Source organism: Candidatus Poriferisodalis sp. (assembly GCF_965204125.1).
GTDB lineage: Bacteria > Actinomycetota > Acidimicrobiia > Acidimicrobiales > Poriferisodalaceae > Poriferisodalis.
On record NZ_OZ241968.1, the window covers coordinates 1,023,117 to 1,040,347 of the forward strand.

11 protein-coding genes are annotated in these 17,231 nt (G+C 68.4%); 7 read left to right on the plus strand and 4 right to left on the minus strand.

All coding sequences use genetic code 11. From position 1 onward, the window contains the following. Positions 1 to 93: 93 nt before the first annotated feature. A complete protein-coding gene (locus tag ACOGXD_RS04835) occupies positions 94 to 768 on the plus strand; it encodes an aquaporin (protein WP_419916778.1) in 675 nt (224 codons plus the stop codon). 41 nt (positions 769 to 809) lie between these two features. Here the strand turns inward: ACOGXD_RS04835 and hemB are convergent, their stop codons facing one another. Continuing rightward, the gene (gene hemB / locus ACOGXD_RS04840; RefSeq protein ID WP_419916779.1) at positions 810 to 1,790 is read right to left on the minus strand and encodes a porphobilinogen synthase; all 981 of its coding nucleotides are present in this window, start codon (positions 1,788 to 1,790) and stop codon (positions 810 to 812) included. Between the two features lie 104 nt (positions 1,791 to 1,894). Here hemB and ACOGXD_RS04845 point away from each other — a divergent pair, with 104 nt between their 5' ends. The 5 genes from ACOGXD_RS04845 to ACOGXD_RS04865 all read left to right on the plus strand — a co-directional run bounded on the left by ACOGXD_RS04845 (position 1,895) and on the right by ACOGXD_RS04865 (position 5,788). Continuing rightward, positions 1,895 to 2,440: a hypothetical protein gene (locus tag ACOGXD_RS04845; RefSeq protein ID WP_419916780.1), complete on the plus strand. Its 546-nt coding sequence runs from the start codon at positions 1,895 to 1,897 to the stop codon at positions 2,438 to 2,440. Between the two features lie 6 nt (positions 2,441 to 2,446). Then, on the plus strand, positions 2,447 to 3,307 hold the full coding sequence (locus ACOGXD_RS04850) for a DNA-formamidopyrimidine glycosylase family protein (RefSeq protein WP_419916781.1): 861 nt from the start codon (positions 2,447 to 2,449) through the stop codon (positions 3,305 to 3,307). A 193-nt stretch (positions 3,308 to 3,500) separates the two neighbouring features. Then, positions 3,501 to 4,169 (plus strand): nitroreductase family protein, encoded by a 669-nt coding sequence (locus tag ACOGXD_RS04855; protein WP_419916782.1) that lies wholly within the window; start codon positions 3,501 to 3,503, stop codon positions 4,167 to 4,169. Between the two features lies 1 nt (position 4,170). Further along, positions 4,171 to 4,953: an SDR family NAD(P)-dependent oxidoreductase gene (locus ACOGXD_RS04860; RefSeq protein WP_419916783.1), complete on the plus strand. Its 783-nt coding sequence runs from the start codon at positions 4,171 to 4,173 to the stop codon at positions 4,951 to 4,953. A 46-nt stretch (positions 4,954 to 4,999) separates the two neighbouring features. Beyond that, positions 5,000 to 5,788, plus strand: coding sequence for an SDR family NAD(P)-dependent oxidoreductase (locus tag ACOGXD_RS04865; protein ID WP_419916784.1), 789 nt, complete (start codon positions 5,000 to 5,002; stop codon positions 5,786 to 5,788). 58 nt (positions 5,789 to 5,846) lie between these two features. Here ACOGXD_RS04865 and ACOGXD_RS04870 read toward each other — a convergent pair whose 3' ends face one another. The 3 genes from ACOGXD_RS04870 to ACOGXD_RS04880 form a co-directional block, all read right to left on the minus strand. Further along, entirely contained in the window at positions 5,847 to 9,092 is a 3,246-nt protein-coding gene (locus ACOGXD_RS04870) for a cell wall-binding repeat-containing protein (RefSeq protein ID WP_419916785.1), read from the minus strand. An 80-nt stretch (positions 9,093 to 9,172) separates the two neighbouring features. Further along, a complete protein-coding gene (locus tag ACOGXD_RS04875; protein WP_419916786.1) occupies positions 9,173 to 10,801 on the minus strand; it encodes an RNA polymerase sigma factor in 1,629 nt (542 codons plus the stop codon). A 156-nt stretch (positions 10,802 to 10,957) separates the two neighbouring features. After that, on the minus strand, positions 10,958 to 13,690 hold the full coding sequence (locus ACOGXD_RS04880; RefSeq protein ID WP_419916787.1) for a cell wall-binding repeat-containing protein: 2,733 nt from the start codon (positions 13,688 to 13,690) through the stop codon (positions 10,958 to 10,960). Between the two features lie 237 nt (positions 13,691 to 13,927). Between ACOGXD_RS04880 and ACOGXD_RS04885 the strand changes: the two genes are divergently transcribed. Beyond that, a complete protein-coding gene (locus ACOGXD_RS04885; RefSeq protein ID WP_419916788.1) occupies positions 13,928 to 17,224 on the plus strand; it encodes a cell wall-binding repeat-containing protein in 3,297 nt (1,098 codons plus the stop codon). The last annotated feature ends 7 nt before the right edge of the window (positions 17,225 to 17,231 follow it).

Here is a 17,231-nt window from a genome sequence, read left to right on the forward strand (position 1 = left end):
CAAGGAGTCAGCGAGCGTCGGCCCGGATCGGTGTGGGCCCAGTGTTCACCCGGGAGACAGGGTTCGTTTACCCGTGGGTGGCAGGCTGTCCCGGTGCCGCAGTTGCGTGAGACCACGGCCAGCCGTCTGACGTCGGAGTTCGTGGGGACGGGGTTCCTGCTGCTCAGCGTGGTGGGCTCGGGGATCATGGCCGAGCGGCTCAGCCCGAACGACGTGGGGCTGCAGCTGCTCGAGAACTCGATTGCCACCGCCGGTGCGCTGACGTGTTTGATCCTGCTGTTCGGGTCGACATCGGGGGCGCACTTCAACCCGGCGGTGACGCTGTGGGCGCGCCTCGCCGGCGACCTCGACAACCGCATGGCCGGGCTGTACGTGGTGGTGCAGGTGGTCGGCGGGATCCTGGGCGTCATGGCTGCCAACGTGATCTTCGAGCTCGACGCCGTGTTCTGGTCGACCAAGGACCGGATGAGCGGGGCCGCCTTCGGTTCGGAGATCATTGCCACGTTCGGGCTGGTGATCGTCATCATCGGCGTGGTGCGCTCGGGCAAGACCCAGTTCGTGGCGTTCGCCGTGGCGGCCTACATCGGCGGGGCCTACTTCTTCACGTCCTCCACCAGCTTCGCCAACCCGGCGGTGACCGTTGGTCGCATGTTCTCCGACACGTTCGCCGGCATTGCCCCGGCCAGCGCGCCGCTGTTCATCGTGGCGCAGTTCATCGGGGCCCTCTGCGCCATCGGCGTGGCCCAGGTGACCCATCCGTCCCGCTGAGCCGGCTGCAGCTGCGGGCCGAGGGGCCCGTAGGGCTGCGGCTACTGCAGGGTTTCGGCGAACTCTCTTGCGAGGTAGGTGAGGGTCAAGTCGGCACCGGCCCGCTTGATGGCCGTGAGGTGCTCGACCGCCGTGGCCGCCCCGTCGATCCAGCCGTTCGCAGCGGCCGCCTTGAGCATGGCGTACTCGCCCGACACGTGGTACGCCGCCAGCGGCAGGTCGAAGCGAGCCCGGGCCGCAGCGATCACATCGAGATACGCCAGCGCCGGCTTCACCATGATGATGTCGGCGCCCTCGGCAATGTCCAGCTCGATCTCGGCCATGGCCTCGCGGGCGTTGGCGGGGTCTTGCTGGTAGCCCTTGCGGTTGCCCCCGCCGGCGATGGTGACGTCGACAGCGTCGCGGAACGGCCCGTACTCGGCCGAGGCGTACTTCGCCGAGTAGGCCATGATCGGCAGGTGCTCGTAGCCGTTGGCGTCGAGCACCTGGCGGATCGCTGCGACCTGGCCGTCCATCATTCCCGAGGGGCCCACCATGTCGGCACCGGCCTCGGCCTGGGCCAGCGCCACACGCTGGTACAGCTCGAGCGTCGCGTCGTTGTCGACTTCGCCGTTGTCGGTCACCACGCCGCAGTGGCCGTGGTCGGTGTACTCGTCGACGCACAGGTCGGCGATGATCGCCAGCTCCGAGCCGTGGTCGTCGCGCAGGTTGCGCAGTGCCACCTGCACCACGCCGTCGGGGTTCCAAGCCTCGGAGCCCACGGGATCCTTGCGGGCCGGCAAGCCGAACAGGATCACCCCGCTGATGCCGAGGTTGGCCAGCTCGTTGACTTCTTTGCGCAGCGATTCCTGGCTGTGCTGCACGATGCCGGGCAGCGAGATGATCGGCTGCGGCTCGGCGACATCCTCACGCACGAACAGCGGCGCAATGAGATCACTGGGAGTGACGGTTGTCTCCGCAACGAGCCGGCGCAGCGCCGGGGTGCGACGCAACCGACGAAGGCGGCGAGCCGGAAAGGTCACCCCGCCATGCTATTGCGCTGCTGCGCCAGAAGAACCGCCCGAGGGAGGTGCGATTGCCGGCCGGTGGCGTGACATGCGGTAGCGGGCGGCATAGGTTCGCTGTGGTGGAGATCGGGTCCGAGGGCTGGTGCACGGCGATGTCCGAGGTGCTGGCGGATGTGAATCTGCCCGAGGTGCGGGCCACGGTGGAGCAGCGGATCGGCGACGGCAACGGGGGGCCCGTGGTGGCCTACCGGCTGGTGATCGACGGCGGTCGGGCCCATCTGGAGCCAGTGGCGCCCGGTGCCGATTCGGCGGACGGTGATGGCGAGGGGCACGGCGGGGCCAGCGACGGCGGGCGCGTGCGCATCGGTGATGACGGCGGCGTCGTGGTGATGAGCCAGTCCCGGGAGACGGCAGAGGCCGTGCGCCGGGGTGAGATGGGTGCGCTGGCCGCCTTGCAGGCCGGACTCATCAAGGTGAGCGGTGATGTGCGGGTGCTGATTGCGGCTTCTGAAGCGTTGGCGCTTGTGAACACGGCGCTGGGGCGAGCGCTCGCCGAGGAGGAAGGCAATGCTTCGGGCGGCGGTGCCGGTGAGACTGACGGCGCCGACGGCGGCGGGACGGGCAGCGCTGGCGACGCAGCTGAAGACGGCAACGGCGGGGGCTGACGACTCGTGCCGGAGATCCCGGAAATCCGGGCGCATGCTGAACGACTGGAAGCGCTCGCTGCCGGCGAGGTGCTGAAGCGGGTGGAGCCGCTGTCGTTCACTGCGCTCAAGACCGCGAGCCCGTCACCGAATGACGCCATCGGCTGGCCGTTGCGCAGTGTCGGCCAGAGGGCCAAGTTCTTGCTGCTGCGGTTCGCTCCCCCGTCGCAGGATGGGTTGACGTTCGTGGTGCATCTCATGCAGGGCGGGCGGCTGCGGGTGCTGCAGCCCGACGCCAAGCGGCCCCGCCGGCCTCGTGACGGGCTGGCCCGGTTCGAGTTCGAGAGCGGGCTGGGGCTGCTGCTCACCGAGCCGGGTACCCAGAAGCGGGCCGGCGTGTGGGTCATCGCCGGCGATCCGGCCGAGGCCGAACCGCTCACCCGCCTGGGGCCCGAAGCCACCGACATCGACGCCGCAGGCATGGCCGAACTCATGGCGGCGCATCCAGCCCGCCTGCACAACTTCCTGCGCGACCAGCGAGTGATCTCGGGCCTCGGACGGCGGCTGGCCAACGAGATCTGCCACCGGGCCAAGCTGTCGCCGTTCGCACCCACCGGCCGGATGGATACCGAGGGCGTCGAGGCAGTCGTGGCCGCGATCGGCGCCGTGGTCGACGACTCGCTGGCCGCCGAGCGGCAACTTCCCGAGATGAGCCGGTCGGCCGAACGGCCCTCGGCAGTACACAGCCGCACGGGCGAGCCGTGCCCGCTCTGCGGCGACGTGGTGCGGGCCGTCGAGTACCGCGATTACTCGGTCAACTACTGCGCCGGCTGCCAGACCAGCGGCCGGGTGCTGGCCGACAACACCACCAGCAAGTTCCTCCGCTGATGCCCTGACCGCATTCGCACGACTGGCCAGTTCACATCGGGAACGCGACGTCGTGCGAGCACATGTCAACGCAACATCAGCGACCACTTCCAAGCGGGCGTGAACGGCCCGGTACGCCCGACAGGCGCCGGTTACTCTGCTGCGGGACATCGGCGCCAACAACCCCGCCGAGCACGACCGAACGGAGCACAAGATGAGCGATGCTGGGATCAAGCTGGGCCTGTCGGCCGACGAGGTGCTGCAGTCCACCCGGGCCGTGCGCAAGCGGCTCGACTTCGACCGGCCGGTGCCCGAATCGGTGCTGCGGGAGTGCGTCGAGATCGCCGTGCAGGCGCCGACGGGTTCCAACATGCAGGGCTGGCACTTCGTGTTCGTCACCGAGCGCGACAAGATCGAGGCCATCTCGGCGCTCTACAAGCAGGGCTTCGACGCCTACCGCAACAGCCCCATGTACGCGGGCCGGGTGGGCTCGGGTCTCGGCGCCCAGCGAGAGGCGCAGCAGGCCCGGGTGACCTCATCGGCGGAGTTCCTGTCGCAGAACATGCACCGCAGCCCGGTGCTGTTCCTGCCCTGCATCACCGGCCGCACCGACGATGCCCGCATGATGGTGGGCCAGGCCGGCTCGATCATCCCCGCGGCGTGGAGCTTCATGCTGGCCGCCCGCGAGCGGGGCCTCGGCACCTGCTGGACCACCCTGCACCTCGGCTATGAGCGCGAGGCCGCGGAGATCCTGGGCATCCCGTATGACAATGTGCGCCAGTACGCGCTGAGCCCGGTGGCCTACACCGTGGGCACCGACTTCAAGCTGGCCACCCGCACCGATCTCGACTCGGTGATGAGCTGGAACTCCTGGAGCCGCTGAGATGGCTGGCACCTCGAACGCGGCGCTGTTCGACCTGTCGGGCCGGGTGGCGGTGGTCACCGGCGGGTCGCGCGGGCTGGGCCGCGAGATGGTGCTCGCGTTCGCCCGGGCCGGCGCCGATGTGGTGATCGCCTCGCGCAAGCTCGACAACTGCGAGGCGCTGGCCGCCGAGGTGCGTGATACCACCGGGCAGCAGGCGCTGGCGGTGGAGTGCCACGTGGGCTACTGGGACCAGAACGACGCCCTGTGCGAGCGGGTCTATGACGAGTTCGGCCACTGCGAGGTGCTGGTGAACAACGCCGGCCTGTCACCGCTGTACCCGTCGCTGTACGAGGTGTCCGAGGGGCTGTTCGACAAGGTGATCGACGTGAACCTCAAGGGGCCGTTCCGGGCCTCGGCGGTGTTCGGCAAGCGCATGTACGAAGCGGGCGGCGGCTCGATCATCAACGTGAGCTCGGTGGCGGCCGTGGCGCCCTCGCCCAACGAGACGGCCTACGGGGCCGCCAAGGCGGGCATCCACGCCATCACGCAGTCGTTCGCCCGGGAGTATGCGCCCCGCGTGCGGGTGAACTGCATCATGCCCGGACCGTTCCTCACTGACATCTCCAAGGCCTGGGACATGGACGCGTTCAACGAGCGGGCCGAGAACGAGATCGCACTGGGCCGCGGCGGCGAGGCCGACGAGGTGGTCGGCGCAGCGCTCTATTTCGCCTCAGAGGCGTCGAGCTACACCACCGGCTCGGTGCTCAAGATCGACGGCGGCACCGCCTGGCAAACCGGCTGACCGCAGCCGCACACCGCAGACAACCGAATTCACGAGGAGACTCGCCATGGGGACGACGAAGCGACTGTCGACATTGAACCGGTCGATCGAGGGCCGGGTGGCGCTGATCACCGGCGCCGGCATGGGCCAAGGCCGGGCGACAGCGCACCTGTTCGCCGATGAGGGGGCGCACGTTGCGGTCACCGACCTGGGCCAGGCCGAGGTGGACGCCGTAGTGGCCGAGATCAACGACGCTGGCGGCTCAGCGGCGGGCTGGACGATGGACGTGGCCAACCGCGACCGCGTCAACCAGGTCACGAACGAGGTGGCCGAGCGGTTCGGCGGCATCGACCACGTCATCAACAACGCCGGCATCTCGCGCTTCTCGCCGATCGATGCCGAGGAGTACGAGGACAACTGGGCCATCTCGCTCGAGGTGCTGCTGACGGCGCACACCTACACCGTGCGGGCGGCGCTGCCGTACCTGCGCCAGTCCGATGCGGCCCGCATCGTCAACATCGCCTCCACCGAGGGCTGGGGCGCCACCAAGTTCGGCTCGCCCTACACGGCCGCCAAGCACGGCGTGATCGGGCTCACCAAGTCGCTGGCGGTGGAGCTGGGCCGCGAGGGCATCACGGTGAACTGCATCTGCCCCGGGCCGATCCGCACGGCCATGACGGCGGAGATATCCGAGGAGCACAAGACGATCTTCGCCAAGCGCCGCACCGCCCTCGGCCGCTACGCCGAGCCTGAGGAAGTGGCGCACGGCACGCTCAACTTCTGCCTTCCTGCCAGCCAGTACATGACCGGCGCCGTGCTCCCCGTAGACGGCGGCCTGCTCATCAAGAACGCCTGACGGCCGCACCCGGCTGAGATCAGCGGGCGCAACTCCCTCGGGGCACAGGACTCGGGGCTCAACCTGCGTCGTTGCGCCGAATAGAAACAGTGTGGCGTTCGCCGTCATCGCCGGTCACGGTGATCGTGTAGCCGCGAACGGTCAGTGACTCGCCTTCAGTCAGGATCGGATGACGTCCGACGCGGCCGTCGCCCCGGTCGCCGGCAATCTTCACCGGCAGGTCACCGCCGCTCGTGGCTGTCTCGACGGTGTACACCACCACTCCCTCGTCGATGAGATTTGGCCTGCTGACCTCAAAACCGTTCGACGCGGTGTACTCCTCGTTGCGGTCGTAACCGAGACGGCGCCGTGACTCGACCACGATGACATCGAGGAAATTGAGCGGGATCACAGCCAGGGCCACTTCGTCACCTGGACGCGCGATCGGTGCCAGCTCCACACGAGCCTTGGCGTCAGTGACGCACTGCACCTGGCTCGCATCCAGCCAATCGAGCTGCCATCGACTCCATCCGAGCATCTCGGCCATCTGCAGGCCAGTCGTGTACGCAGTGTGGAAGCCGTCCTTGTGGTTCCAACTCGGGTACATGAGCCTGTCATCTCGCTCATGGGTCAAGTAGCTCGTCTCCAAGCCCATCAACCCCCAGTTCGTCGCCACCCTCCACTGGCCAGCCGGCGCCGGCGAGTGATCGAGCCTGGTGTCGTCATAGGCATAGAGGTCGTCTAGTCCGAGCAGGTGAGCAAGTTCGTGCGCTCCGAGGCGACCCCACTGGCCGGGCCGTCCCCGGTCACTTCCGAAGTACGTGTTGACACGCGCCGACATGACCTCTACGCCGTCCACTTCGTGCCTTCCTCCCGCGTTGCCGCCGCCGAAGCGGCTGCTCGGAAACACCGTCAGCACGGCGGGGGTGGTGGAGAAGTCGAAGAACTCATCCGCCAGCGAGATCGCGTGCGCCGAAGCTCGTATTGCCAACCCCGGACTGCCACGTGCCCCGACATCGATGTAGTGGGGGGTTGCCTCCTCGGCTCGCAACCACCGATGCAAGGGAATCCACTCAATATCCAGCTTTCCGTAACTCGCCGACTCCAGGTAACGCTCCAGCCGCGGGAGGCTGTGCTCGAGCTCGTCGTGGGTGCTGTAGGTCGCCTGCGCGTTGGGGAAGTCCATGAACAACAGCGCTACACGAAGCGTTCCGGTCGTCGGCACCTCGGATTGGATCGGAAATCCCGTAGTGGTGAGACCAGGCGCGCGTGGTCGGCACGCCGATTCGGTGCTCAACTGTCCAGCGCCCGCGCCTGCGACATAGACGCGACGCTCACCTCCGTCCCGCACCGAGTACAGAAGGAGCTGGCCGTCGGGTGACCAGTCCACCGCCGGCACGCTGCCGGTCACTTCAGCCACGAGCTCGTGCCGCGACCCCTCAACTTCGGCAACCATCACCCGTCTCTGGGTCGGCTTCGTGTGGTCGTAGCGGACGTAGGCGATCCGGCGCCCGTCCGGCGACCACGACAGTCCGCCGAGGCCGCTGGCACCTGCGAGCACCGTTCGTGTGCTCGAGCCGTCCACTGTCAACAACACCAAGGCGCTCCCCTGCACAAATGCGATCTGTGACCCGTCGGGCGACCACGCCAGCCGATTTCCCACGACAGCGCCAATGACGGCTGATGACTGAGTGCGACCGCCACGATCCATCGTGACAATGGATGCCTCGACGGTGAACAGGGCGGTCCCCCCACGGGAAACCGGGAGTTCTTCCTGTCGTGTCCGGACATATGCGATCGTCTCGCCGTCGGGCGACCACGTCGGCGCATAATCTCGGAATTGCCCGTCGGTCAATTGTGTGCGGCGGCTGCCGTCTGCGTTGGCCGTCCAGATGTGCGCGAGGTAGCCCTTGGTACCGTCTTCACGTTGGACATAGGCAATCTGGCTGCCGTCCGGCGACCACACGGCCGAACGCAAAGACAGGCCGATGTCAGGGTCATGGAGGAGGCTCGTCGGCTCAGAACCGTCCTGCTTGGCGTTCCACAGCGAAGAACTCAGGACGTAGTGGATCTCTTCACAGTCCGACGACCAGGCTGCGCGTTCGGCACTTCGGGAATCAAGCAACTGACGGGGGGGATCGGTGATCCTGCCGCCGCAAGTTCCGGGCGGCAGCACAGCACGAACAAGACCCGACGGATCGGTGGAGTCATCGTCCTCGACGTCGTCGCCCGACTCGCCTCGCAGGTAGGCGTCGAGGGCGGTCTGGGCTACGGCGGCTTCGCCGCCGAACACCAGCAGCTCGATGGTGGCATCAGCGCCGAGCGAGGCTCGGATGCCGTCGAGGTGCGCAGCGGTGTCGGGCGGCACGGTGGCCGGCTCGGTCAGCAGCAGCGGCGCGCAGAGGCGCCCGAGCAGCGGTCCGGCGCCGAACGAGTCGAACGGCACATCGGCCCGGGCCAGGCCCACCCTGCCGCCGGCGAAGCAGCCCCCGCCTGCGGAATCGCCATATCGCTCGGCCGCGAGCTGCGCCGCTTGCACCGCGGTGTCGAAGCGCGTTGCTCCTGCGAGGCGAGTCACAGACAGGCCGAGCTCTCGCAGCGATGTCTCGACGGTTGCGGTCAACGCCGCCGTGCCGCCCATCAGCACCACGTGCTCGATGCCGGCCTCGCGCAGGTAGACGGCTGCTTCGGGGTGCAACTCGCCGGGCGGTGTCAGCAACACGGGATGCGGTCCGTGCGCTGCGAGCGGGCCTGCCACCAGCGCGTCGGCGAACACCTCGCCGCTGGCCACAATCGCCGTGCGGCCCAGTCCCGGCATCGTGCCCACCTCGTCGATGCGCCGAGCTGCGGCAGCGCCGGTCGCATACCGATCCAGGCCGGTGACTCGTTGCGCCCGGATGCCGAGATCAGCCAGCCCGGAGATGACGGCGGGGCCAACGGCGTGCGGTCCGCGATCGGCGCTCACCACGAAGACCTCTGATGCGCCGATGCGCTCGAGGAAGCCAGCGGCGTCATCGCGGAGCTCGCCAGGCGGCGTCATCAGCAGCGGTGCATCGATCGATCCCGCAAACGGCGCCGCGACTACAGCATCAAACCAGCTCTCGCCCGATGCCAATACGACGGCATCCGGTGGGGCGCTGGCTTGTGCCACGAACTCCTCAGCTACCTCCAGCGAGGTGGCATACCGGTCGGCACCGCCATAGCGATTGACTTCAACGCCGGCAAGGTCGCCTGAGGCCGATTCAGCTCCAGCGGTCACGGGCAGCGTCAGCACGCCGCTCACTGCAGTTGCGACGGCCGCCATCGCCGCCAGAAGCCGACGCATGCGCACGACGGTAGTCACGTGAGCGTGGCGACCTCACGACTTGGCCGGCTGGGCGGCGGGCCGGCTGGGCGGTGCGGCGGCTACTGGGTGAGGGTTATGGAGAGGGCGGTTGGCATGCCTTCGGCGTCGAGGGTGAGCGTGCCTGAGAGGTTGCCGCGCTCGGCGAGTGGGAGCGACTCGGTGCCGGTGGCGGTGAAGAAGCCGGTCATGGCCAGCGAGCCGTCGTCGTTGGCGGTGCCGCGGGCGGCCAGGCGCATCTCGGCAGACATGCCGTCGTCACCGGGGGCGAAGACCAGCAGAGCGCTGAAGCGTCGTTCGTCGACCGCCGGGTCGGCAGCATCCAGCGACGCCGTGCTCGGCGAGATCACCGCAACCGACTCGGTGGAGGTGATCGTCTCGGAGGTCTCGACGCCGTCGGCCGTGGTAGTGGTGACCGTGGTGACCGTCAACGACAGCGAACCGGCCACGTCGTAGCGGTCGGCGCCCGAGGGCGTGAATGTCAGCTCGGCGCCTTGCACGCTGCCGCTGGCCGACACCTCGGTGTCGGGCTGGATCACGACCTGCGTCGCCACGCTCGTCTCGATGATCTCCTCGGCACCGCCAGCGGCGGCCTCCGAAGCCGGGCTGTCGTCGATCACCGGCGTCGCAGCGACAGCAGCAACCGTCGCCGTGGCCTCGGCTTCCTGGGGAGCTGCCTCGACCACGGGCGCAACAGCAGCCGGGGCTGCAGCCTCAGCGGGTGTCACGGAACCGGCGGGATCCACCACGTCGGCAACACCGGTCACCGGCGCGGTGGCAGGAACGACGACGGGCGCATCGGGCGCCGGCAGCTCCACGGCCAGCGGCGTCAGCACCTCCATCACCGAATCGGGCAGCACCCGATCGGCGGCCTTGTGCACCGGCGAATCGACCGTCGGGGCGATCACGGCGGTCGCCAGCCCGAAGCCGACAGCGGCCTTGGCCACCACCGGCACGCCGACGGTTGCCGCATTCGCCGTGGCGGCGGCGGCACGGGTGGCCATCGGGGCGGTCTCGGCCAGCATCGGCATCGCCGAATGCAGCGCAGCGCGCCCGCTGCCGGGAGACGACTGGCTCGTCACCGCAGCGGCGGCACGCTCGCCGCGGCGCAGCAGCCCGATCAAGGCCACCGGCGCAGCAGCCGCCAGCTTCAGCGCAGCCCGAACGGCGTTGCGTGCCCGCGACACCCGTGCCCGGGCATTCTCCTCGGACACGCCGGCCTTGGCAGCGACTTCCTCGTAGCTCAGCTCCTCCACGAAGCGCAGCATGAGCGCCTCGCGGTACTGCTCGGACAGGTTGTCGACGGCATCGGCCAGCTCGGAATCGTCGATGTCGAGCCCCAGCTCGTCCTCGATGGACGACGGCGGGTTCAGCGCCCGGTCGTTCGACGCGAACCGCTCGGTCTTCTCGCCTTCCCGGCGCTTGCGATTCCCCTCGTCGCTGCAGACATTCGACAGGATGCGGTGCAGCCAGGGCCCCACCAGGTAGTTGCCGTTGAACCGCGGCATGGCCCGCAGCGCACGCACCAGCGCTTCCTGCACGGCGTCTTCCGCCGCCTCGGGGCAACCGAGCTTGCGGCGCGCGTGACCGAGCAGCTGCGGCCGGTACTCCCGCACCAGCTCGGCGAACGCTTCGTCGTCGCCGGCTTGGTACGCGAGAACCAGATCTCGGTCTTCAAGACGCAAGGCCATTGCAGTTACGCATCCGAACAGCGGGAACGCCATCGCTCCCGTCAAACATGATGCTACCGCGACCCCCAAGCAGGCTTGCCGTCACATTTTCGCGACTCCGGAAGTTAGGCGCAGCGCTGAATCTGCCGCCGATGCGCCGCAGATTCGGCCGCTAGGTCAGCCGCCGGAGTTGGCTCCCCTGGCGAGATCGCTCAGCAAGCGCGAGTCACGGCTGGAGACCACGAACAGGGCCCGCCCGGCGCTCACGCTCTCGTCGATGTCGGGGGTGCTGCTGTCGTCGAGCCGGTAGCTGGCTGCGAGACCCTCACGAAGGTCGATCCGCTTGCTGCGGACATCGATCGTCTGGGCGATGGCGTGATCGGGATCGTGGGTGGTGAACCGGAACACCAACTCCTTCGCCGGAACAGGTGCCGCTATCTCGACCTGATCGGCTGGGATGCCGGTGACCGCCACGCCGTAGTCATCTATGAGCCCGCCCAGCACATCGTCGATCAGCTCCCCGACGGCGCCTGCGCCGGCTCCGACGACCGTGGTGCCGTCGGTTCGGAATGCTTGGACGTAGTCGTTGAACGAGACCAAGAAGCTGATCGAGCTGATGCCACCGGTGAATTCGGCTGTGCCGGTCAGGCCTTCCTCGCCGAGATCCACGACCTCTTCGTCGCCCTCGCACGGCTCGGTGAGCTCGGCCACGAAGTGCCGTGAGAAGTCGCGGTTGCTGTTCAGCGCCTCGACGAGCTGGCCGTAGGTCTGGTCGCGCTCCTGGCCGGCGGGGGCGTTGACGTGCCTGATGCTGATGAGCTGCCGGGTGGCGTCGACCCAGACCTGTGTTGCGGGCGGTTCGTCGCCCTCGACGGCTCCGGGCGTGAGCACTGCGGTGTCGGCTCGGGTGCTGTGTATCTCCCAGGCGTTGCCCGCCGCACCCGCCGCCGATCCGGACCACTTGGCCACGATGTACAGCGAGCCGCCCAATGACGCCTGCGCCCGCTGGCTGACCGTGGCGATCTGCGCCGGGCGCGTGGTCTGCACGCTGTCGTCCACGCCGGGATTCGGCGGACCGACCCTCACAGCGGCCACCCCCAGCCGCGCCTGTGGCTCCTCGACGAGGACGCGACGGCTGCCGCTGCGGCGCTCGCTGGCATTCACCGCCACACCGTTGCGAACGATGACCAGATCGTCGGGGGCCAATGCGTAGGTGCCGCCGCCAGATTGAAGATCGAACGAGTACAGCGCGGTGCCCAGGAACCGATCCAGGCGCAACCGCACCGGCTGGCCCACGGTCACTGCGGTGTCGTCCTCGGCCACCACGCGGATGCGGCCCGAGTTGACCGTGATGCCGCCGTCGGAGCCGGTCTCGGGATTGCGGTACTCGCTGGCCTTCACCGAGATCCACAGCTTGGTCGCCCCGGGCAAGGCGATGACCTCGATGGACGGCCCCCGGAACGACGGTCGCGGCGCAGGAATCGTGCGCGACGCCTCGCGGATCACCCGCCGATCACCGTTGGTGCTGGGCCAGTCGTCGGCGGCCAGCAGGTCGATCTTGTCGCCGACCTCGAGTTCGCTGCGCAGCATGACGTCCAACGACGAGAACCGCTCGCACGGATCGGCCGTGCGGCTGCTGACTACCGGCTGCCCGGCGATCCAGGCCGGCACGCCGTTCACGAACAGCAGGTCGCTCAGCTTCGCAGCGAAGCGATCGCCGTCTACCTCGAGGCTCTCGCTGTAGCTGATCCGCAGCGTGCTCTCGCCCGCGCTCGCGGTGATCCTGGCGGTGAGCTGCCGGGCCGACGCGGCTGCTCGCACGGCAGCGCTCATAGTGGCCTCGTCGATCACGCTGCGCCCGCCGATGGCCACCACCAGCACATGGTTCTTGCGGCCGTCGATCTCCCGCGGCGTGCGAGCCAGGTAGCTGCTCACGGCGCGCGGCAACGGGCTGCCCGCCAGCAGCAGCGGGATGGGCCCGGAATCGCCCAGGCCTCCTCCCAGGACAGGGCCGGCCGCGACCGCATCGGCGACCGAATGGCGGCCCGTCAACGCCACGATGCTCGCCGTGGGCTCCAACTCATACCTGCAGGCGACGGTCAGCAGCTCTGCCATGGCCGTCTCCGCCGACGCGCTCGACGACGCCGCAACCCGCTCAACCTCGTCTACCCCTGCTTCCAGGAGCGCAGACACCACGGTGTCGGAGATCACCGCCGTGCCGCCCACGATCACCACACGCTCGATGCGCCGGTCTCGCAGGTACCTCGCGGCGGCTGCGGGCAGCTCGTTCTGACGAGACAGCAGCACCGGCAGCTCCCGTGCATAGGCCAATGGTCCAATGGCCACCGCCTCGGCGAGGCGTTCATCGCTGCCGTTCACCAGCACGGCTGCAACATCGTCGGTGGCGCACCACGTGGAGCCGCTGTCGAAATGAGCGGCAACCGCCGCAGCGGTCGCGTAGCGATCGGCGCCGGCGATGCGCCGAACCTCAGGTTCCGTCTCGAGCTCCGAGAGCTCATCGAGCACCCGTCTCGACACTGAGCTCGCTCCGCCCACCACGATCACCGTCGAGACGCCGTGGTGCTCGATGAAGTCGGCCACACCCTCTGGAAGGTCATCGGGGCGTGTCAGCAGCACCGGCGCCCCGAGATGCCCGGCCAGACCGGCAGTGACCGCACCATCGGCCAGTGCTCGCCCCGATGCCAGGATCACCGTGGAGATCGACCCGAGACCGCCGCGTTCGTGAACAAAGCGCTCGGCGAGGCGCAGCGCTGTCTCGTAACGGTCACGACCGGAGAAGGGCCGCACGCCAGCGGTCTCGTCCACCGACACCCGATCGGCCGGGTCGACCAGCAGCTCCGCGGCAGTATTGGCCGCCTCGACCGGACCGACATGCACGGTCGCCAGCATTGCCAAGCAGAGAACGCATGCGATTGCCGCCGACGCACAGCTCTTCATCCGCCGTGTCGGTAGCACCATGGTCTCTCACCTCACTTCCGCGAGTCGTCGGCAACGAATGCGCACACGCTATTTCAGTGTTTTCATGTCTTTACAATTATTTTCCAGCACCACACCAAGGCCAGTGGCACCGCACAAGCATCGCGAGTTGCAGGAACTACAGGAATTGTGGCGAAGTACGTTGCCTGCATGCGACGGCTGCTGATCGGATTGCTGGCATCGCTGCTGGCGCTCGGTGCCGCGCTGGCCTTGGCTCCGGGCGGCGCCTCGGCCCAGCAGGACAGGGCAGACGACGGCACCGATGAGGGCCCGTCCACCGACGTTGCCTTCGCGTACCTCCGCTTCGGCGGCGGCGATCGCTACGAGACCTCCTTGCGCATCGCCGAGGTGGTGGCGACTCTCGCCAACGATCAGCTCGACGTCGTTGTGCTGGTCTCGGGCGAGCGCTGGACAGACGCCGTCGTAGCTGCGCCGCTCGCCGGTGCCCGCGGCGCTCCGGTGCTGCTGACGCCCCCTGACGAGCTGCGGGGCGAGTTCTTGAGATTCCTGCAGCGGGTCGGCACCAGCACCGCCATCATCGTGGGACCGGTCGGCAACGACCCCCGCCACGGTCCCGGGCGGGGCGTCAGCGCAACGGTCGAGCGTGGGCTGCGCGACATCGGGTTGAGCGTGGAACGGATAGCGGGCGCAGACCGCTTCGGCACCAGCGTGGCCGTGGCCGAGCGGCTGAAGCCCGGCGACATGCCGGGGCTCGGCAACGGCAACACCGTCATCGTGGCCAGCGGCGACGTCTTCGCCGATGCCCTCGTGGCCGGGCCGTTTGCCGCGCTGGGACCGCACCCGGTGCTGCTGACGCCGCCCGACGAGCTGCATGCCGACGTGGCCGACTACCTGCGAGTCGCCCGCGCCCGGGACAACGTCCGCCATGTCGTGGTCATGGGCGGGACTGCGGCGCTGGCCGAACCGGTGTCTCGGGCGATCGCCGACGCCGGCATGAGCGTGACCCGCCTCGCCGGCGCCACCCGCTTCGACACCGCCGTCCAGGCGGCCGAGCTGGTGGAGGATCGATACGAGGGCATCGACGACTCCGTCTGCTTCGAGGACAAGTCCTACGGCATCGCACGCGCCGACGTTCCCTTCGATTCGCTCAGCGCCGCACCGCTGCTCGGCAGGCTGTGCACCTCCTTGCTGCTCACCAACCCGCGTGCGGTGCCCGTGCCCACTGCCGTCTATCTCGATCTCAAGCTGCAGCAGCTTGCAGAAATCGACATCGATGCCGATGCGTACTTCGCGCTGCTGCACGTCTTCGGCGGCGAAGCAGCGGTGCAGCAGGCGTCGCTCGACACGTACCTGTCCGAGGCCACGCAGCGCATCGCCGAAGGCCGCGCCGGGGAGATCGACAACGGGTCTGACTGGCCGGACGACAGCGACGAGCAGCACGACACCAGCAGCAAGCAGAGCGGCAGCAGCGCTCCGGCGCTCGACTGCGGCGGCTCCATCGGCGACGAGGCCCGCCGGCTGGTGCCCTCGACGAATGCCGAGGACCCGGCATGGTCGCCCGACTGCAGCCGGCTCGTGTACACCGAGAACGGCTCGCTGTGGACCGTCGCCAACGACGGCAGCGACCGCCGCCGGCTGCTCGATCGGGGCGCTGCCTACCTCTACTCCGCTGCGTGGTCACCCGACGGCACCGAGATCGCCTACGTGCGGGGCCACCAATCGGGCGGCAACTGGCGAGCCCACATCTGGAAGGTGAACGCCTCGGGCGGGCAGCCCGTCAGGCTCACCGGCGGCGCTGTGCGCGACGAGCACCCGCACTGGTCGCCCGACGGCACGTCCATCCTCTTCCAGCGAGCGTTCGACTGGCTGACATTCGTGCTCCTGATGGATCGCGACGGTGACAACGTGACGGCGCTGTCCTCCCACGGGCACCCGCAGGTGCCGCTGGCGTGGTCGCCCGACGGCACGAAGTTTGCGTTCGTCGAAGACGGGACGCTGTATGTGACCGATGTCGGCAACCGCATCCGGCGGTGGACCGTCACCCAGAACGTGTACCCGCGCGGCGAGGTCGCGTGGTCGCCGTCGGGCAATCGAATCGCCTATGCGCGAGGCGACATCTCGGGCTCGGACATCTACATCGCGGACATCGACGGCACGAACGAAGAGCAGGTGACCGACCTCGACGGCCAGGCTCTCGCACCGCGCTGGTCGCCCGACGGCAAGCTGCTCGCGTTCCACACCATCACCGACGACGGCAAGCACCGGTCGTTCGTCGTCGGGGCCAGCGGCGAGCCGAGCCCGTGGCGCACCAACTGCCGGCTCGACGTCAGCCACCCGTGGCCCCACGGGGATCTTCCCGCCAGCGGCACGTTGCGGGTAGCGGTGCTGTTCGTCGACTTCCCCGACGCTGCCCCCGATCACAGCACCCGAGAGGAGGCCGATGTCGGGTTGCCCTATGTCGAGCAGTACCTCGAAGCGTCCAGCTACGGCAAGCTCGACATCGAGTTCGTGCCGGTGCATCGATGGCTGCGGGCTGATCACACCGCCGCAGAGAACATCGCGAGGAACGGGCATCACCTCCTCGAGGCCGACGGCGAGCTCACCAATCGAGCGGTCCGCCAGGTGTCGGGTGACCTCGACATCTCGACCGTCGATGCGGTGATGGTGGTGTTCCCCAGCTCGCACTTCGAAACTGCTACCTCCTTTGCACCCAGGGACGTGGGCGGCAAGCGGATGCCGGTGATGTGGCTGAACACGTTCCCGGTCGAACGGCCTCGCGTTCCGAGATTCTGGGGGGCTGACAGTGCCAATCAGATCGGCCACTTCGTGGGCCTCCCCAGTCTCTTCCGCTACCCGGGGCAACCAGACATCCAGCCTGCGGCCAGCGAGACCTGGGTACATGCCGATTGGGGGCTGATGAACCTCGACAGCTATTTCCTCGCGTCCCGCGAACATGCAGGCCTGCTCGAGGTCTGGCACTACGCAAACGGCACCACCGGCACAGGTCACCACTACCGGCTGCGGCCCGAGGAGATGCTGGCCTGGAATCGCTGGCATCTGGATTGGCTCGAAGAAGAGCAGGTGAGCTGCGTCACCGGGCACGCAGCGACGGTCGAGCTCTCGCCCATCGCCGAGCCGGGCGACGGCGTCGCGATGGTGGTGATCCCGCAGAACTCCTACTCGGCGATCGTGCTCGAAAGCCGTCGGGAGCTGGGCTACGACTCCGACCGTCAGGTTCAGCTGCGGGACGGAACGCGAGGCACGCTGCCCCGCCTCATCACCGAGGGCGTGCTGGCGTACACGGTCAACACCTCGCTCGGGTCGGGGCAGTCGCCGATCAGCTTCGCGGGCACCTCTGACAGCGTCTGGCTCGCCGAAGATCCGATTCTCGCCCTCGGCGAATCGATCGAGGTGCAGGGCTACGAGATCACCGTGACAGCCGACAGCGGCAACACGCACACCGTGCAGATCCGCAAGGTGACCTGAGCGCTCG